The organism is Bacteroides sp. AF20-13LB (assembly GCF_003603065.1).
Lineage (GTDB): Bacteria > Bacteroidota > Bacteroidia > Bacteroidales > Bacteroidaceae > Bacteroides > Bacteroides uniformis.
Genome location: NZ_QTMH01000008.1, coordinates 195,435 through 211,935, shown reverse-complemented (window position 1 = coordinate 211,935; position 16,501 = coordinate 195,435). Strand labels below are relative to the sequence as shown.

General features: G+C 43.7%; 12 protein-coding genes. 3 read left to right on the top strand and 9 right to left on the bottom strand.

All coding sequences use genetic code 11. The features are described 5' to 3' along the window. Positions 1-113: 113 nt before the first annotated feature. On the top strand, positions 114-2,423 hold the full coding sequence (locus DWX62_RS11270) for a BamA/TamA family outer membrane protein (protein WP_119992647.1): 2,310 nt from the start codon (positions 114-116) through the stop codon (positions 2,421-2,423). A gap of 83 nt (positions 2,424-2,506) precedes the next feature. Here the strand turns inward: DWX62_RS11270 and DWX62_RS11265 are convergent, their stop codons facing one another. The 3 genes from DWX62_RS11265 to DWX62_RS11255 form a co-directional block, all read right to left on the bottom strand. After that, positions 2,507-3,061: a DUF3332 domain-containing protein gene (locus DWX62_RS11265; protein WP_005837119.1), complete on the bottom strand. Its 555-nt coding sequence runs from the start codon at positions 3,059-3,061 to the stop codon at positions 2,507-2,509. A gap of 138 nt (positions 3,062-3,199) precedes the next feature. Continuing rightward, positions 3,200-3,637 (bottom strand): DoxX family protein, encoded by a 438-nt coding sequence (locus tag DWX62_RS11260; RefSeq protein WP_044468852.1) that lies wholly within the window; start codon positions 3,635-3,637, stop codon positions 3,200-3,202. A 56-nt stretch (positions 3,638-3,693) separates the two neighbouring features. Further along, complete coding sequence (locus DWX62_RS11255) at positions 3,694-4,980, bottom strand: NAD(P)/FAD-dependent oxidoreductase (protein ID WP_008664590.1); 1,287 nt, start codon at positions 4,978-4,980, stop codon at positions 3,694-3,696. A gap of 208 nt (positions 4,981-5,188) precedes the next feature. Here DWX62_RS11255 and DWX62_RS11250 point away from each other — a divergent pair, with 208 nt between their 5' ends. Continuing rightward, the gene (locus DWX62_RS11250; protein WP_025835369.1) at positions 5,189-6,382 is read left to right on the top strand and encodes a BamA/TamA family outer membrane protein; all 1,194 of its coding nucleotides are present in this window, start codon (positions 5,189-5,191) and stop codon (positions 6,380-6,382) included. Next, complete coding sequence (locus DWX62_RS11245; RefSeq protein ID WP_005837124.1) at positions 6,369-8,069, top strand: lipid A phosphoethanolamine transferase; 1,701 nt, start codon at positions 6,369-6,371, stop codon at positions 8,067-8,069. The genes DWX62_RS11250 and DWX62_RS11245 overlap by 14 nt, the downstream gene beginning before the upstream one ends. Before the next feature lie 24 nt (positions 8,070-8,093). Here the strand turns inward: DWX62_RS11245 and DWX62_RS11240 are convergent, their stop codons facing one another. The 6 genes from DWX62_RS11240 to DWX62_RS11215 all read right to left on the bottom strand — a co-directional run bounded on the left by DWX62_RS11240 (position 8,094) and on the right by DWX62_RS11215 (position 16,375). After that, positions 8,094-8,510, bottom strand: a complete 417-nt coding sequence (locus DWX62_RS11240; protein ID WP_005825513.1) for a DUF1893 domain-containing protein — start codon at positions 8,508-8,510, stop codon at positions 8,094-8,096. Between the two features lies 1 nt (position 8,511). Further along, positions 8,512-9,912, bottom strand: coding sequence for an aldo/keto reductase (locus tag DWX62_RS11235; RefSeq protein ID WP_005825512.1), 1,401 nt, complete (start codon positions 9,910-9,912; stop codon positions 8,512-8,514). 21 nt (positions 9,913-9,933) lie between these two features. After that, positions 9,934-11,430: a 4Fe-4S binding protein gene (locus tag DWX62_RS11230; RefSeq protein WP_005825508.1), complete on the bottom strand. Its 1,497-nt coding sequence runs from the start codon at positions 11,428-11,430 to the stop codon at positions 9,934-9,936. Between the two features lie 196 nt (positions 11,431-11,626). Then, entirely contained in the window at positions 11,627-13,417 is a 1,791-nt protein-coding gene (locus DWX62_RS11225) for a glycoside hydrolase family 15 protein (protein ID WP_005825506.1), read from the bottom strand. A gap of 5 nt (positions 13,418-13,422) precedes the next feature. Continuing rightward, positions 13,423-15,678, bottom strand: coding sequence for a bifunctional alpha,alpha-trehalose-phosphate synthase (UDP-forming)/trehalose-phosphatase (locus tag DWX62_RS11220; RefSeq protein WP_005825504.1), 2,256 nt, complete (start codon positions 15,676-15,678; stop codon positions 13,423-13,425). Positions 15,679-15,817: 139 nt separating this feature from the next. Then, a complete protein-coding gene (locus DWX62_RS11215; RefSeq protein WP_005825500.1) occupies positions 15,818-16,375 on the bottom strand; it encodes an NAD(P)H-dependent oxidoreductase in 558 nt (185 codons plus the stop codon). Positions 16,376-16,501: the final 126 nt, after the last annotated feature.

Below are 16,501 nucleotides of genomic sequence, written 5' to 3'. Positions count from 1 at the left end.
ACGTGATTATTTCAATATAATCAAAAACTCTGCACTCTTCCGGCGTTTTTTATTTCGGGAACAAAAAAATACAAGTATATTTGTAGCTGTTTATGCGCAATTAATGACTCGGTATGAATAAAGGTTTCCGCTACGCGATACTTACTACTATCGTACTTTTGTTGGCTTCCTGTTCTTCTACCAAATATGTGCCGGACGGCTCGTATTTGCTGGATGAAGTGCGCATACATACCGACAATAAGGAAGTAAAACCATCCAATCTCTCCATGTACATCCGCCAGAATCCCAATGCGAAGTGGTTCAGCCTGATAAAGACCCAGTTGTATGTCTACAACTGGTCCGGACGGGACTCTACACGCTGGATAAACCGTACATTGAGGAAATTAGGTGATGCCCCGGTCATATACAGTGAGGAGGAAACCAACCGGACCAGGGAAGAGATTACTAAGGCTGTGCAGAATATGGGCTATATGGGTGCTCTGGTGGAACCGGTACGCCAAGTCAAGAAGAAAAAGATGAAGTTGGTCTATAAGGTGACGACCGGCAAGCCCTATAAAGTGCGTACCTTGAAATATGATATCCGGGACAGTAAAATAAAGGAATACATGCGGCAGGATTCCGCAGTAACCCTATTGTCCGAAGGCATGTATTTTGATGTCAATGTACTGGATGCAGAACGCCAGCGTATCACAAACAAACTGCTTCAGAATGGATATTACAAGTTCAACAAAGAGTACATATCCTATACCGCAGATACCGTCCGTAATTCTTATCTGGTAGATTTGACGTTGCACTTGGCTCCATACAGGCAGCACAACGAGGATACACCGCAGAATCACCGGCAATACACTATCAATAAAGTGAGTTTCATTACCGACTATAATGTGTTGCAGGCATCTGCCTTGAACAGCATTGAGGTGAATGATTCATTGCACTACAAAGGATTCCCCATCTACTACAAAGACAAGCTTTATCTGCGTCCCAAAGTGCTGACCAACAATCTGCGCATCATTCCGGGAACTCTCTACAACGAGCAGAACGTGCAGCGTACCTACTCCAACTACGGACGCCTGCAAGCCCTGAAATATACCAATATCCGTTTTTTCGAAGTGCAGCAGAGTGACAGTGCAAAGCTCAACGCTTATGTGATGCTGACCAGAGGCAAGCATCAGTCCGTATCCTTTGAAGTGGAAGGCACAAACTCTGCCGGCGACTTGGGAGCTGCCGCTTCGGTGGCTTTTCAGCACCGCAACATGTTCAAAGGTTCCGAAACATTCATGTTCAAGCTACGTGGGGCATACGAGGCTGTGTCCGGTCTGCAAAGCGGATTGAACCAGAACTACATAGAACTGGGTGCGGAAGCGACCATCAACTTCCCGCGTTTCATGTTCCCGTTTCTTTCCGGCGATTTCAAGCGGAAGATAAGGGCTACTACCGAGTTCGGATTGCAATACAACTACCAGATACGACCGGAGTTTACGCGTATTGTGGCTTCTGCCGGATGGAGCTACAAATGGGGGGTACAACAACGGCGTTCACAGCATCGCATTGATTTGCTGGATATTAACTATTTGTATATGCCCAGTATAGATTCAACTTTTAGAAAAAAATATCTGGAGAAGGACGAGAACTATATCCTTAAATACAATTACGAAGACCGTTTTATTGTCCGCACCGGCTACAGCTATATCTACAACAGCGCCGGAAGGGCTTTGATGAATAACTCCGGTATCGGAAATTCCTATACCATCCGCCTCAATTTTGAATTGGCGGGTAACTTGTTGTATGCTGTGGCAAAGCTCGGAGGAATGAAGAAGAATGCATTGGGGGAATACACTTTGTTGAACATTCCTTTTGCCCAATACCTGAAAGGCGATTTTGACTTTGCCAAGAATCTAGTCATTGACAACCGCAATTCATTGGCATTTCATTTTGGTGCCGGTATTGCCATTCCATACGGCAATGCAACAATGCTTCCATTTGAGAAGCGCTACTTCTCCGGCGGCGCCAACAGTGTGCGCGGATGGTCTGTACGTGATTTGGGGCCCGGTTCTTTCCCCGGCGATAATAACTTCATGAACCAGTCGGGAGACATCAAGCTGGATGCCAGCATTGAATACCGCACACGGTTGTTCTGGAAATTCAGAGGAGCCCTCTTTGTAGATGCCGGGAATATCTGGACAATACGGGATTATAAAGACCAGCCGGGAGGTCAGTTTAAATTTGACAAGTTCTATAAGCAGATTGCCGTGGCATATGGTTTGGGATTGCGTCTTGACCTGGATTTCTTTGTATTGCGTTTCGACGGAGGTATGAAGGCCATCAATCCGGCTTATGAAAAGAAAAAAGACCGTTATCCCATTATTCATCCTAAATTCAGCCGCGATTTTGCTTTCCACTTTGCTGTGGGATATCCGTTCTAATGAAAGTTGAAAATGGAAAGTGAGAAATGCTTATTGGGCATCTATGTACCAGCCACTTTCCATTTTCAATTTTCCATTTTCCATTAATTAAAAGCGTAGTACGTGCCAATCATCGTCGCCTGACGTGCTGCTGCCACACCTTGGGCATCCAGCGTCACTGTCATTTCCTCACCGTTCGGAAGGGTCATTTGTGCAGTGCCGTCATTGTTCATTTGCAGCAATTCTGTGCTGACACCATCGGCAACAACATTCCAAGTATTCAACTCTTTGTTGTAAATGAGTTCCATAGAAGCAGTCTCACCTTCTTTGGTGATAGAATAGCCGTTTTCAAGTGTCTCTACCAGGTAGTCACCGTTTTCGCCTTTCACTTTCTTTACATCACCAATGCTGGCCATAGGGTTTGAACCACTCCAGAATTCGATGGAGTTGATGACCAATGCATCGGCCAGATAGCAAACGCCATATACCGGGATAATATTGAATGCCAGATAAACCAGTTCGTTTACAAACTTGGTACCAATACCTTGATTCCAGCTGACCAGTTTACTATGCAGTCCAAAAGAACCGATACAAGAACTGAAAAGAAACGAGCCGCAAATCATTACGGTCGCAGCCATCTTCAAATTGAACTTTTTCATAATCACTCTTTTTTATTTTACTGTATTTAATTAGCTTTATAGCTCATCGAGTTATTTTAAGCATCCGCAAATATAGGATTTTTTACGAAAATACATCCTATTTGAGCTTAAAATCTGTTTTCAGTAAAACGGAAGTGTCTATTTACGAGCCTTTTGGAAAAGAGCTTTTCCTATCCAGCGGTCAACGGCAAACTTGCCCGGACCTATGATATACATCAATATGAACACTACCAGATACACAAAAGCCAACTCTTTCGTGGCAAACGGGTCATTGCCATGAATTACAAAAAAGGCAACAGCCATTGTAAACACCATTGGTATCATAGCCAAACGATAGAGAAAACCTATAATGAATGCCATGGAACATGCCAATTCACCAAAGATAGCCAGTCCTAAAGACAGCGGACTGCCTACACCCAGCGGGTCAGGGAAAACAGCCGACAGCTCTTGAAAGTTAGTCCACTTCTGGATGCCGTGGTTCATTAATAATATACCGAATACAATTCTTGCAATCAATAGTATAGCAGATGTTGCCGTTCCGTCCGGTTTGACAGGAAATAAAAGTCGTTTTAACATATTCATTCGTTTTTAAGTTCGTATATGAACTATAACAAATATTACTCAATAAAAGTTTACTCCCGCTTCAACGGTTTGATGATAATCCGTAAAGATGGGTCATAGGTAAAGTAACTCCACATCCAGTCTACGAAGATGAAAAGACGGTTCTTTACACCCACAATACTCATCAAATGGATGAATAGCCACACAGCCCATGCCGGAAAACCGCCAAAACGCAGTTTCTTAAGCTCGACTACGGCATGATTGCGGCCAATGGTCGCCATGGAGCCTTTGTTTTGATATATAAACGGCTGCAACGGCAGGCCTGTTTCTGCACGCTGCAAGTTCCTTATCAAGTTGCGGGCCTGCTGGATGGCTGGTTGCACCACTTGCGGGTGTCCTTTGGGATACTCCTCAGAAATCATAAGGGCCGTATCCCCGATAGCGAAAATATTGGGATATTGAGAAAGACGGTTATAAGTGTCCACCTTCAAGCGGTTTCCCGGTCCATAGGCATCGGCAGGCAATCCTTGAAGGCTGTTTGCCTTGACACCGGCCACCCAGAATACATTTTTGGTATCGATGGCAGTCCCGTCATTCAATGCCAATTGATAATTCTCGTATCCCATCACCCGTTGGTTCAATTTGATTTCCACATCACGCTTCTTCAGATAATCGGCCACTTCTTTGGAAGACTCTTCTGAAAAAGCAGACAAGAGCCGGGAAGAGCCATCCAACAAGATGATACGCATCTCATTGATATTCAAGTCCGGATAGTCTTGAGGAAGGACAAACTTCCTCATCTCGGCCAAAGCACCAGCCAACTCTATTCCCGTAGCTCCACCGCCTACAATGGCAAAGGTCATCAGACGCCTGCGCTCTTCTTTATTACCGGTGTTCTGGGCTTGTTCAAAACTATCCAATATCTGGTTTCGGTTGAACAAGGCTTCCGAAGTATTCTTTAGTGCCATGGTCTGTTTCTCCAGCCCGTCGTTTCCAAAATAATTTGTGTTGCAGCCGGTGGCAATGACCAAATAGTCGTATGCCAGCGTGCCGATGGAAGTCTCCAGCAGATTGTGTTCCGGGAAGACTTGCTGTGCTTCACAAATACGTATATGGAAATGCTCTCTTTTTTTGAAGATTTTTCGGTATGGGAATGATATGGCACTCGGTTCAATACCTGCTGTGGCCACTTGATAGAGTAACGGTTGGAAGATGTGATGGTTATTCTTATCCAGTAAAACTATCTGAAACTTGTTGCTTTTCAATTTTCGTGCCAGCTTTAATCCGCCAAAGCCGCCGCCTACGATTACCAGTCGTTTCTGTCCCTCTTTATCGGGAATGTCCATTGCTGTTTTCATAATTCAATATCATGTTGTTCTTTGTAATATTAAAATAACAGTATAAATCGAGGAAAGTTCTATAAATGATGTAGTTAAAAAGAGTAAACCCCACATGCAATGTAGAAATGAACATTAAAAGAGAAAAATTGGAAACAAAAAGAACAGTAACATTGTTGTAATGAAGAACATAAAAACTAACTTTGCCACGGAAGTTTTCTACAAGTAAATGGACACTAAATTGACAAAATGGATATTACCAATATTGATGCTGATTACAGAAACGGCTGTTCATGCACAAACACACCTTGCAGAAGCAAAAAACTCTGTGGACTCAATTTCTACGTATCCGATAGACTCGCTTCCCAAGAAACGCAGTTTTTTCGGAAAAATTTTGAATTACTTCAACGATGCCAACAAAGAAAAGAAAAACAAGAAATTTGATTTCAGCATTATAGGCGGGCCTCATTATTCCAGTGACACCAAATTTGGAATCGGACTGGTGGCGGCAGGACTCTACCGTACCGACCGGAACGATAGTATTCTCCCTCCGTCCAATGTCTCTCTGTATGGGGATGTCTCCACAGTGGGATTCTATTTGCTGGGAGTACGTGGAAACCATCTGTTTCCCCAAGACAAATACCGGTTGAACTACAATCTGTATTTCTATTCTTTCCCAAGCCTTTACTGGGGACAAGGATATGACAATGGAGCCAATGATGACAATGAGAGTGAATACGATCGCTTTCAGGCGCAGGTTAAGGTGGACTTTATGTTCCGGATGGCACGTAACTTTTATATCGGTCCGATGACAGCATTTGATTACGTGTATGGGCGTGACTTTGAAAAACCGGAATTATGGAAAGGAATGAAAGCGCGCAGCACCAACGTGAGCTTGGGTTTTTCCTTGTTGTATGATTCACGCGATTTTCTGACAAATGCCTATAAAGGATATTACCTACGGATAGACCAGCGCTTCAGTCCGGCCTTTTTGGGAAATAAATATGCATTCAGCAATACGGAACTGACGACCAGCTATTACCAGTCCGTGTGGAAGGGTGGGGTGTTGGCAGGCCAGTTCCATACTCTGCTGAACTACGGAAATCCGCCCTGGGGACTGATGGCAACATTGGGAAGTTCCTATTCTATGCGTGGCTATTATGAGGGGCGCTACCGTGACAAGTGTGCAATGGATGCCCAGCTGGAACTACGCCAACATGTATGGAAGCGAAATGGAGTTGCCGTATGGGTAGGGGCGGGAACCATATTCCCGAATTTCTCGGAATTGGAGGCCAGGCATATTCTTCCTAATTATGGTTTCGGCTACCGCTGGGAGTTCAAAAAGAGAGTAAACGTACGTTTGGATTTAGGTTTTGGCAAACACCAGACCGGATTTATATTCAATATCAATGAAGCTTTTTAGAGACATAAAAAAATGGTTCGACAATCAGGAACATTTGTTCTATCTGTTTCTGGTCATTCTGATAGTGCCCAATGTAGTGCTATGCTTTACAGAACCCATATCATGGACGGCAAAGATATGTAATATCCTGCTACCCCTTTCTATATATTATGCTGTAATGGCTTGGTCGAGAAACTGTGGCAGGACATTCTGGCTGCTATTTCCGTTCATCTTCTTCGGAGCCTTCCAGCTTGTATTGCTGTATCTTTTCGGTCAGTCCATTATCGCAGTGGATATGTTTCTGAATCTGGTGACAACCAATTCGAGCGAGGCGCTGGAACTGCTGGACAATCTGATACCTGCCATCGTTATTGTGGTAGTGCTCTATATACCTGCATTAATTCTGGCAACCATATCCATTGTACACAAACGCAGACTGTCCGAAGCATTCATCCGGCAAGCTCGCCGTCGCACTCTGTATGTGTTGTCTGCCGGAATATTATCCTTAGGCACTGCTTATTTGACAGATAACCGGTATGAGCCGAAATCCGAACTGTATCCTGCCAACGTATGCTACAACATAGCACTTGCTTTTCAACGGACGGCCCAGACGCGGAATTATCACAAGACCTCTAAAGATTTTACCTTTCATGCTAGAAGTACTCATCAGGCTGATGAAAGGGAAGTATATGTAATGGTGGTGGGAGAAACCTCACGGGCATGCAACTGGGCTTTGTACGGCTACGAACGGGAGACTAACCCGGGACTGTCGGGCATTGGCGGACTGACAGCTTTCAGCCATGTGCTGACAGAATCAAACACTACCCACAAGAGTGTTCCGATGTTGCTGTCGCCGGTCAGTGCTTCCAGTTTTGATTCCATCTATTATCAGAAAGGGATTATCACAGCATTCAAGGAAGCCGGTTACCAGACCGCCTTTTTCTCGAACCAGCGTTATAACCACTCATTTATAGACTTCTTCGGCAAAGAAGCCGACACGTATGATTTCATTAAAGAAGATGTGGGGGATTCCAATTACAACCCCTCTGATAACGAACTGTTGAAACTGGTAGCAAAAGAACTGGGCAAAGGAGTTTCCAGGCAATTTATAGTTCTCCACACTTACGGTTCTCATTTCAATTATAAAGAGCGCTATCCGGCAGAGCAGGCTTTCTTCCTGCCGGACATGCCCGTTGATGCGGAAGTGAAATACAAAGACAACCTGATTAATGCCTATGACAATTCTATCCGCTACACGGATAATTTTCTGGTTCGTCTGATAGATATGCTTCAAGAACAACATGTCAATTCTGCCCTGATATACACTTCAGACCATGGAGAAGATATTTTCGATGACAACCGGCATCTCTTTCTGCATGCCTCACCGGTACCTTCCTATTATCAGATACATGTGCCATTCTTTATTTGGATGTCCGACAACTACCGGCAGAGATACCCATCGTTATTGGAGGCCGCACAAGCCAATAGGCAGAAGAATGTATCTTCCAGTGCCTCATTCTTCCAGACAATGCTGGAAATAGGTGGAGTGGAGACCCCATACCGGAATGACTCTTTATCTGTCACCAGCGCTCTGTTTATCGAAAGACCCAGAGTCTATCTGAACGACCACAATGAAGCCCGCACACTGGATGATGTCGGTATGCTCAAGGAAGACTTCAAGATGCTGGAAGAGAAAGGCATCAGGTAATCAGGGAAAGAGAGCAGGCTGTTGCTATTTTGCCCTGATTCTTGATATAAAATTCTGAATCACCGGATACATCTCCTCTACCGTATTCAGCTCCATGCAAGCCGTCTCCAACGGGCACCAGCCGGTCTTGTCACGGTTAATGATATGGGGAACCTCTTGGGCAAAAGTCGTTTCAATTCCTGCTTCGCACAGCAATGCCAGCGCAGGAGTGCTGATTATATCGGCATAGACCGTTTTAAAGCCTCCCAGTACCATCAAAGCAGCGGCACCTTTCCCTATAACCTTATCGGCAATGGCAGCCCCCTTCATAAATGCAGAATCTGCCTGGTACAAATCATACAAATCCGCTACTCCCCGTTGGGTGAAAGTACGGACTTCCTCCCGGTTCTTCATAACACAAGAGTATCCTCCCTTGTGCAGTATGTCAATGATACTCTCCATTTTATAAAGTCTCTTGTTTCAACTGTTCTACAAATTTGTCAATACGATGCAGTTCTTTGGGAATATCAATCGTTTGCGGGCAATGCGGAGAACACTGGTTGCACCCGGTACAATGGTCGGCCTGCCTCAGTTTGGGTACACTTCGGTCATATCCTACGAGAAAAGCACGGCGTGCTTTCCGATAATTCTCATCCTGGCTGCTTTCCGGCACATTTCCTTCATTGACACATTTATTGTAATGTATCAAGATGGCAGGAATGTCAATTCCATACGGGCAAGGCATGCAGTACTTGCAGTCGTTGCAAGGTATGGTGGGGTACTCCATCATCAAATCTGCCGTATCATACAGATACTGAGTTTCCTCTTCTGTGAGTGGTACCAATGGAGAGTAAGTACGGATGTTATCCTGCAAATGTTCCATATAAGTCATGCCGCTCAGCACTGTCAGTACATCCTGGGGAGAACCGGCATAACGGAATGCCCAAGACGCCACACTGCGTTCGGGTTCGCGCTGCTTCAGCCGTGCCACAATATGGTCGGGGACATTGGAGAGCCGCCCACCCAGCAGAGGCTCCATAATGACAGCAGGAATCTTACGCTTGGCCAGCTCGTCATACAGATACTCTGCCTTGAAGTTGCTGCCCGAAGCATGTTTCCAGTCCACATAATTCAACTGTATTTGTACAAAGTCCCAATGAACTTCACCACGGTCATGCATCTGCAAGGCATAGTCATAGACTTCGATATCTCCGTGGAACGACCATCCCAAACGGCGGATGCGTCCTGCTTCACGCTCCTTGACAAGAAAATCAATCATACCGTTGTCTATGTAGCGTTTGCGGAATTGCTCCATGCCACCGCCACCAATCATGTGTAGCAAATAGTAGTCTATATAGTCCACCTGCATATCCTCGAACGACTTACGGTACATGGCGATGGAACCCTCGCGAGTCCAGGTATCAGGATGAAAATTGGATAGTTTGGTGGCAAGATAGAACGATTCGCGTGGATGGCGTTTCAGAGCTATTCCCGTAGACTTCTCACTCCATCCTTGTACATACATCGGAGACGTATCGAAATAATTCACGCCATGGGCAATGGCATAATCCACCAGTTCGTTTACAGCATCCTGGTCTATCATTTCCCCTTTTCCATCCGGAGCAGGAACGGTAGGCCAGCGCATACAGCCATATCCTAAAATAGAAACTTTGTCACTCCCCAAACCAGGAAAACTACGATAGGTCATTTTATCCGTCGGAATGGGGCCCAATACTTTACTGCCTTCACTGCTTCCTTCCTTAGAACCACATCCATAGAGGGCAGCAGTAGATGTGGCGGCTGTAATTCCCACTATCTTCAAGAAATCACGACGGTTCATATTGTTTTTATGATGTTCTTCCATACTTATAGAAATTCTACTTTGTTATATAATTCGATGTCTTTCATGTCCTTCCACATAGATGGCACTGAACGGACGGGCCGGACAAAGATTCTCACATGCCCCGCAGCCGATACAACGCTCCACATTGATTACCGGAATCTTTGGAGAATCCTTGTCTTCAGGTATACTCGGCACCATTTGTATGGCTCCCGTCGGACAATGGCGTGCACAGTTGCCACACTGCACACCATCCGTCAGTGGTATGCAATTTTTCTTTACCCACACGGCATGCCCTATCTGAACGGATGATTTATCAGCTTTGGTTATCGGACGGATAGCCCCTGCAGGACATACCTCCGAACATTTTGTACATTCCGGTCTACAATAGCCGCGTTCGTATGACATTTCCGGTTGCATCAATTTCCTTAAGTCTGCAGAAGGACGAAGAACCTGATTGGGACATGCCGACACACAGAGCTGGCAGGCCGTGCAGTGTTGCGCCATATTGCAGGCACTCAATGAGCCGGGAGGAGTGAGGGGAGTGCTTCGCTCAGGAATCTTCTTATCTTCAATGGCTGCCAGTCCTCCGTCTACTTTCTTTTCCTGCGCTTTTAAAACAGAAGTGGCTGCAACCAGAGCCGTTGCTGTGAAAAAACTGCGGCGGGTTTCGTTTATCTGTTCCGAATCTGCCTTGCCCGCAGCAGGTTTACCGAAAGGATGATACTTGTAGGAAATGGCTCCATGCTTGCACTTCTCAATGCAGTTCATGCAAACCACACACCGGCTTGCATCAATCTGATGCTCCTTAAAGTTGATGCAGGCTGCCTTGCAGTTGCGTGAACAAAGACTGCATTGGTTGCACTTTTCCGAATCTATTGTGATGCGGAAAAGCGAATAACGTGAAAGGAAGCCCAAGACCGTTCCTACCGGGCAAATCGTATTACAATAGGTTCGTCCGTTGCGTCCGGCCAGAACAACAAGCACAGCCAAAGTAGCGGCAGCAATAATAAAAGTCGGCAGGCTCTTCAACCATACATCCGTTTCATAAAAGGCATAACTGTCTGCCCGTTCAGCCAGATAAGCAAGCAGATTGTTGCCCCATTGCCATATAGGTTGAAAAAGATTATTGGCAATACGTCCGTATGCACTATAGGGTGCAAGTAGAGCAGCCAATGAACCAATTCCGGCAATCAAAGCAATGATAAACACACCCAATACGCCATAGCGCAGCCAAGATAAGGCCGGAGAATAAGAGTAAGGAAGCTTCCTGCGTTTTTTAGGTTGCCGGCCCAGCCATGCCAGTATATCCTGAAATACCCCTAAGGGGCAAATCACAGAACAATAGATACGCCCGCATACCAAAGTGAGAATTACAAGAAACAATATCACTCCCACATTTAGCGCCAATACAGCCGGCAAAAACTGGATTTTGGCCAACCAGCCGAACCACCCATGCAACGTTCCCGTAAAATCAAGGAACAACAAGGTGATGAGTACAAAGCAAATCATTGCAAAAGTCAGTCTAATCTTCCGTAACATGATAATCCTTTATTTTGAGTTCCTAAACTATATCAGCGATATGAGTACAAAACAACTGCCGAAATAGTGAAATTTTATTTATGCAAAAATACATAAAAAAAGAAAGGTATCATCATTCAATGGAATTAAAAACGAAAGAAAGAAGGACAAATACAAAATGCTCCCATTTGCAGTATTAATTAAGTTCCCCTCCTCGTTACGGCCGGATAAAAGCCAATCTCTTATTTTCTTCTGCAAACAGAATAGCCGTATTGACTAATGCCAAATGCGAATAAGCTTGTGGAAAATTCCCCAGTTGTTCCTTCGTATTAAAATCAATATCCTCACTGAATAACCCCAAATGATTGGAATATGTCAGAACATCATCAAACAAACAACGGGCTTCTTCCTTTTCTCCGATAACAAAAAGCGCACGTATCAGCCAAAAAGTGCAAATGGTAAAAGCCGAAGAAGGAAGCCCGAAATCATCTTCGCTGTTATACCGGTACATCAATCCCTTATGCAAAAGAGCTTTTTTCACAGCCTTCACTGTCTTATGGTATCGGATATCGTCTGCTGCAATAAAACCGTAAGGTTCCATCAACAGCAAAGAGGAATCCATTGCCATATTATCATAAGTCTGCGAGAAACTTTGAAGTTCTTCCTTCCATCCATATGTCATTACATCCTGCCATACCTTGTCAGCTTCCTTTTGCCAACGTTCACTATAACCGTATTTATTGAGCATGGAAGCTATCTTTGCACCACGGTCCAAAGCCACCCAACACATCACTTTGGATGAAACAAAATGGCGGCTTTCTCCTCTGATTTCCCATATCCCCTTATCTGGTTTCTTCCAATCTTCCATTACCGTGGAAAGAATGCTCTTTACCATTTCCCACATATCCTCTATTTCGTCTAATGTACCGGGCATCAGCCGATAGTACTGGTAAATCAAATCCATCAGATAACCGAACGAGTCATTCTGCTTTTGATGGTAAGCATCATTACCTATCCGTACTGGTTTGGAATTCTTATATCCGGACAAATGCTCCAGAATAATCTCGGTCAGCTGCCTTTCTCCCCGAATGCCGTACATTATCTGATAGGATTCGTGCTTGGATACGAAAGTGGACTGTATGAACTTCATAAAACGTCTTGCTGCCCCTATATGGCCTATCTGGAACAAAGTTTCGATAGACATGGAGGCATCCCTCAACCAACAGAACCGATAATCCCAATTACGTACTTCGCCGACGGATTCGGGCAAACTGGTAGTAAGGGCGGCCAGTACGGCTCCGTTATAGTAAGACATCAGTTTCAAAACCAGCATGCTTCTTTCTATCACATCATTATAGAGAGAATATTTCTTAGTACGGTTGGTCCAATTAAGCCAATAAACCAAAGTACGGCAATATTCAATTTTTTCCCGTTCAATGTCCACCGGAATGACCTTTTCATTGTATGACAAAAGAAAGAACTCATCTTTTTCCAATATAATTTCTTTTTTCTGTTCGATGTTCTGCAAAGGAAGGGAAGAATACAAATATTGTCTATCTTTATTATCAGAAGAACAATAGCTTTCTATAAATTCAGAAGTGACATTATGAATCACTTTACCTTGCGCATAATTGGGAGCAGGGACATAGTTTACTTTGAAACGGGGCTTACCTTTTATCCACCTCACATATCGATACAATTCTGCCGGAAGATAATGGGCATTTTCGCAGGAACGGTAATAAGGCATGTAATCAAGTACGACAAATTCTCCCTCTTTCGAAGAAAAAGAAGTAGACAATATGTTAGTGTGAGGAACGTAAGATTGTGAGATATGATAGTCTTCTGTAACGTCAAATCCAAAACTTCCTCCTCTTTCCCGATCAAGTAGTGATGCAAAGATAGACGGAGAATCAAAATCGGGAAAACACAACCAGTCTATGCTGCCTTTTTCGGATATAAGTGCGGCAGTCCGACAATTGCCTACTACCCCATAATTTAAATTACTCATTTTTACTATTTTGTTTTTAACAAGTCTCTGAAAAAATCGAATACCCCTTTCAAGCTCGTTTTGACATTCTCGCCAATGGGTTGTTTCATGTCTTTCTTGTTCGCCAGAATTTGAAGAAAAGGCAGGACTTCCGTTTGTGATGGCATATTATAGCTTGCTGCCTCCGACACATATCCCACCTTGATTGTCACTGCATTCACCGGCAAAGCTTTGAACATATCTTCATCCGTAGTATCATCTCCCATAGCTATGATAAAGTCATAATGTTTCTTTTCCAACTGGCGTCTCACTTCGGAACCTTTATTATAATCGGGAGACTTAATCTCCACCACTTTATCTCCTTGTATGATTTGCAGCTTTTGCTGTATACAGATGTTAACCAGCACATTGATAAGTTGCTGTGCCCGCAAAGCTCCTAACCATGCATCACTTTCCCGGTAATGCCATGCCAAAGTCGTTTCCTTGACTTCAAGGTGGGAACGAGGCGTCTTTTCGACAAAAAGCTTCAAGATGGACACCAATCCGGAACTCCATTCCGCTTTGTTTATGTTTTTGTGCCAGATGCCATTTTCCTTATAGAAAGCACCATGTTCCGCAGCCATTGCAATAGGTAAATTTCCCAACCATTTTTCTAAAGTAAAATGGTCGCGACCACTATTCACAACAACATGGTTGGCCGGGTCGGAAACCAGCTTCTGCAATGTGGCAATGAGTTCAGGGGTGGGCTTAGCATTTTCCGGTCGTGTATTGAGCGACGCCAACGTTCCGTCATAATCCAGCAAGATAAGCCGTTGCTTAGCCTGGTTATATTTCATTTTGATGGCACCAATAATACCGGCGGATATCCTTTTCTTACGAAGCTGTTCATTCTTACGGCACGTATCGCTCCATTCACTTACAAAGTCTGCCGCCCACTTATTAACCGTTTGTACGGAAATAATTTTCTGCATGTGTTGCAAGCGTTTCAGTTGTTCCTGTTCGGGCATCTCCAAAGCCCGACAAATGGCCTGCTTTATCTCCTCAGTGTCATTGGGGTTAATCAACAATGCATCCGTCATCTCAATAGCTGCACCTGCCATTTCACTCAAAATCAAAACACCCGGATTATTATTTTTCGAGGCTACATATTCCTTGGCAACCAAATTCATGCCATCACGAAGTGGAGTTACCAAAGCTACATCAGCTATATAGTACATTGCCACCAGTTCTTCAAATGAAAAACCGTGATAGAAATAGCAAACCGGAGTCCAGTCCATCGTAGAATACTGTCCGTTTATAGAACCTATTTCTTCGTCAATCTTGGTTTTTAGCTCAGCATAACTATCTACATGGTCACGTGATGGAACAATGACCATTGCCAATGTAACTTTTCCACAATATTCAGGATGACATTCTAAAAAAGCAGCAAATCCCCATAAACGGTGCAGAATGCCTTTGCTATAATCCAAGCGGTCTACAGAAAGAATCAACTTATGATTCCCGAAAAATTTCCGTGTACGGTCTATCGCCCGCCGTACTTCCGGTCTGGAAGAAGCATTGTGATACAGTCCGTAGTTGATTCCCATAGGAAGAGCATCGGTCCTAACTACTCTATTCCCGAGTTGTGCTTCGTCCAGTTTAAAGTCAATACGCAATACCCGTTCGACAGCACTGATAAAATGCCGCATATAGTCATGAGTATGGAAAGCTATAAAGTCAGCACCCAATAATCCTTTCAGGATTTCTGCACGCTCCGGTAATATCCGGAAAAGTTCATAGGAAGGGAAAGGGATATGATGGAAATATCCGATATTCAAATCCGGGTAAACCTTCCGAAGCATTCCGGGAAGCAGCATTAGCTGATAGTCTTGAATCCACACCTTGTCACCTGGACGTATCACGCGGCAAATGGCATCGCAGAACAACTGGTTCACTTCCTGATACGATTGCCAGAAAGAGTTCCGATACAGCGTATAAACAAAAAAGTAGTGACATAATGGCCAAATAGTACTATTACTATAGCCTTCATAATAATTCTTTATCTGTATTTCGGACAAGAATACTGGGTGGAAATTTATTCCTTCCAATCTAGAAGTGATTTCCTCTTTACTTTCTTCGTTGTCAACGCATATTCCAGGCCATCCAATCCAATGTTTTTCGTAGGAAATCTGAAGTGAGTCCAAACCGGTAGCCAGTCCACCTTCACTTCGTGAAAACACGAACGTTTCATCCTCTTTGGTAACCTTAACGGGTAATCTGTTTGATATAATATAAAGTTTCATGTATGAGTTAACACAAGAAATATGCCAATTCATACAATATTTTATTTATTGCTTAAAATCAGTATTTTAGAAAAAGATAAAGAGAAAAACAAACATTCAAAAATGAAAAAGAATGTTCCATTTCGATATGGTCCTACTATTACCAATTATCACTGAAAATGTCTTTCTTCACCAATGCTTCAATTCTTTGCTTATAGCAATTTATCCCTTCTGCTATATTTTTACTAGCTTCCGAAGTCCCCATTCCATAGACTACAAGAGGAGTTTGCCATATCATTCCAGCATGTACAGCACTTGCTTGATAAGGTCTTAACAACTCATCCACCGTAAAACGATTTCTTCCTCCGCTTCTATAAGCATCATGTTCAGAGCCGGCAGTAGTGACCACCATCAATGTCTTACCAGCCACAGCAGGAGTTTTTGCCAGATAAGTAAATACTTCATCCAACCATCTCTTCAATAAAGAAGGAGCCGACATCCAATAGAACGGAAACTGAAATACAAGCGCAGATGCATGCGATATGATAGTGCTCCATATCTCTGCATTAAAAGCATCTTCCATACGCATCTCATATAAATTGTATATGGCTACCTCTCCCATGTCACTAATAGCATCCATCAATGCCTTGTTAGCTCGCGACTCTTTTATATTGGGATGTGTCAGAAGAACCACTACTTGCTTTGAATCTTTATCCATATTGTTTTTCTTTTAGTTTAAAATCATTGATGTGTGTACAAATATACAAAATATAGATATACGAGTAGGAGGAAATAAAAGTTTTCTTCCTACTTTCATTTTCTGACATATATTTTCGAATGTGAC

Coding starts and splice junctions, on each gene's coding strand:
- DWX62_RS11270 (WP_119992647.1), top strand. CDS start 114: ATGAATAAAGGTTTCCGCTACGCGATACTTACTACTATCGTACTTTTG.
- DWX62_RS11265 (WP_005837119.1), bottom strand. CDS start 3,061: ATGAAAAAGTTCAATTTGAAGATGGCTGCGACCGTAATGATTTGCGGC.
- DWX62_RS11260 (WP_044468852.1), bottom strand. CDS start 3,637: ATGTTAAAACGACTTTTATTTCCTGTCAAACCGGACGGAACGGCAACA.
- DWX62_RS11255 (WP_008664590.1), bottom strand. CDS start 4,980: ATGAAAACAGCAATGGACATTCCCGATAAAGAGGGACAGAAACGACTG.
- DWX62_RS11250 (WP_025835369.1), top strand. CDS start 5,189: ATGGACACTAAATTGACAAAATGGATATTACCAATATTGATGCTGATT.
- DWX62_RS11245 (WP_005837124.1), top strand. CDS start 6,369: ATGAAGCTTTTTAGAGACATAAAAAAATGGTTCGACAATCAGGAACAT.
- DWX62_RS11240 (WP_005825513.1), bottom strand. CDS start 8,510: ATGGAGAGTATCATTGACATACTGCACAAGGGAGGATACTCTTGTGTT.
- DWX62_RS11235 (WP_005825512.1), bottom strand. CDS start 9,912: ATGGAAGAACATCATAAAAACAATATGAACCGTCGTGATTTCTTGAAG.
- DWX62_RS11230 (WP_005825508.1), bottom strand. CDS start 11,430: ATGTTACGGAAGATTAGACTGACTTTTGCAATGATTTGCTTTGTACTC.
- DWX62_RS11225 (WP_005825506.1), bottom strand. CDS start 13,417: ATGAGTAATTTAAATTATGGGGTAGTAGGCAATTGTCGGACTGCCGCA.
- DWX62_RS11220 (WP_005825504.1), bottom strand. CDS start 15,678: ATGAAACTTTATATTATATCAAACAGATTACCCGTTAAGGTTACCAAA.
- DWX62_RS11215 (WP_005825500.1), bottom strand. CDS start 16,375: ATGGATAAAGATTCAAAGCAAGTAGTGGTTCTTCTGACACATCCCAAT.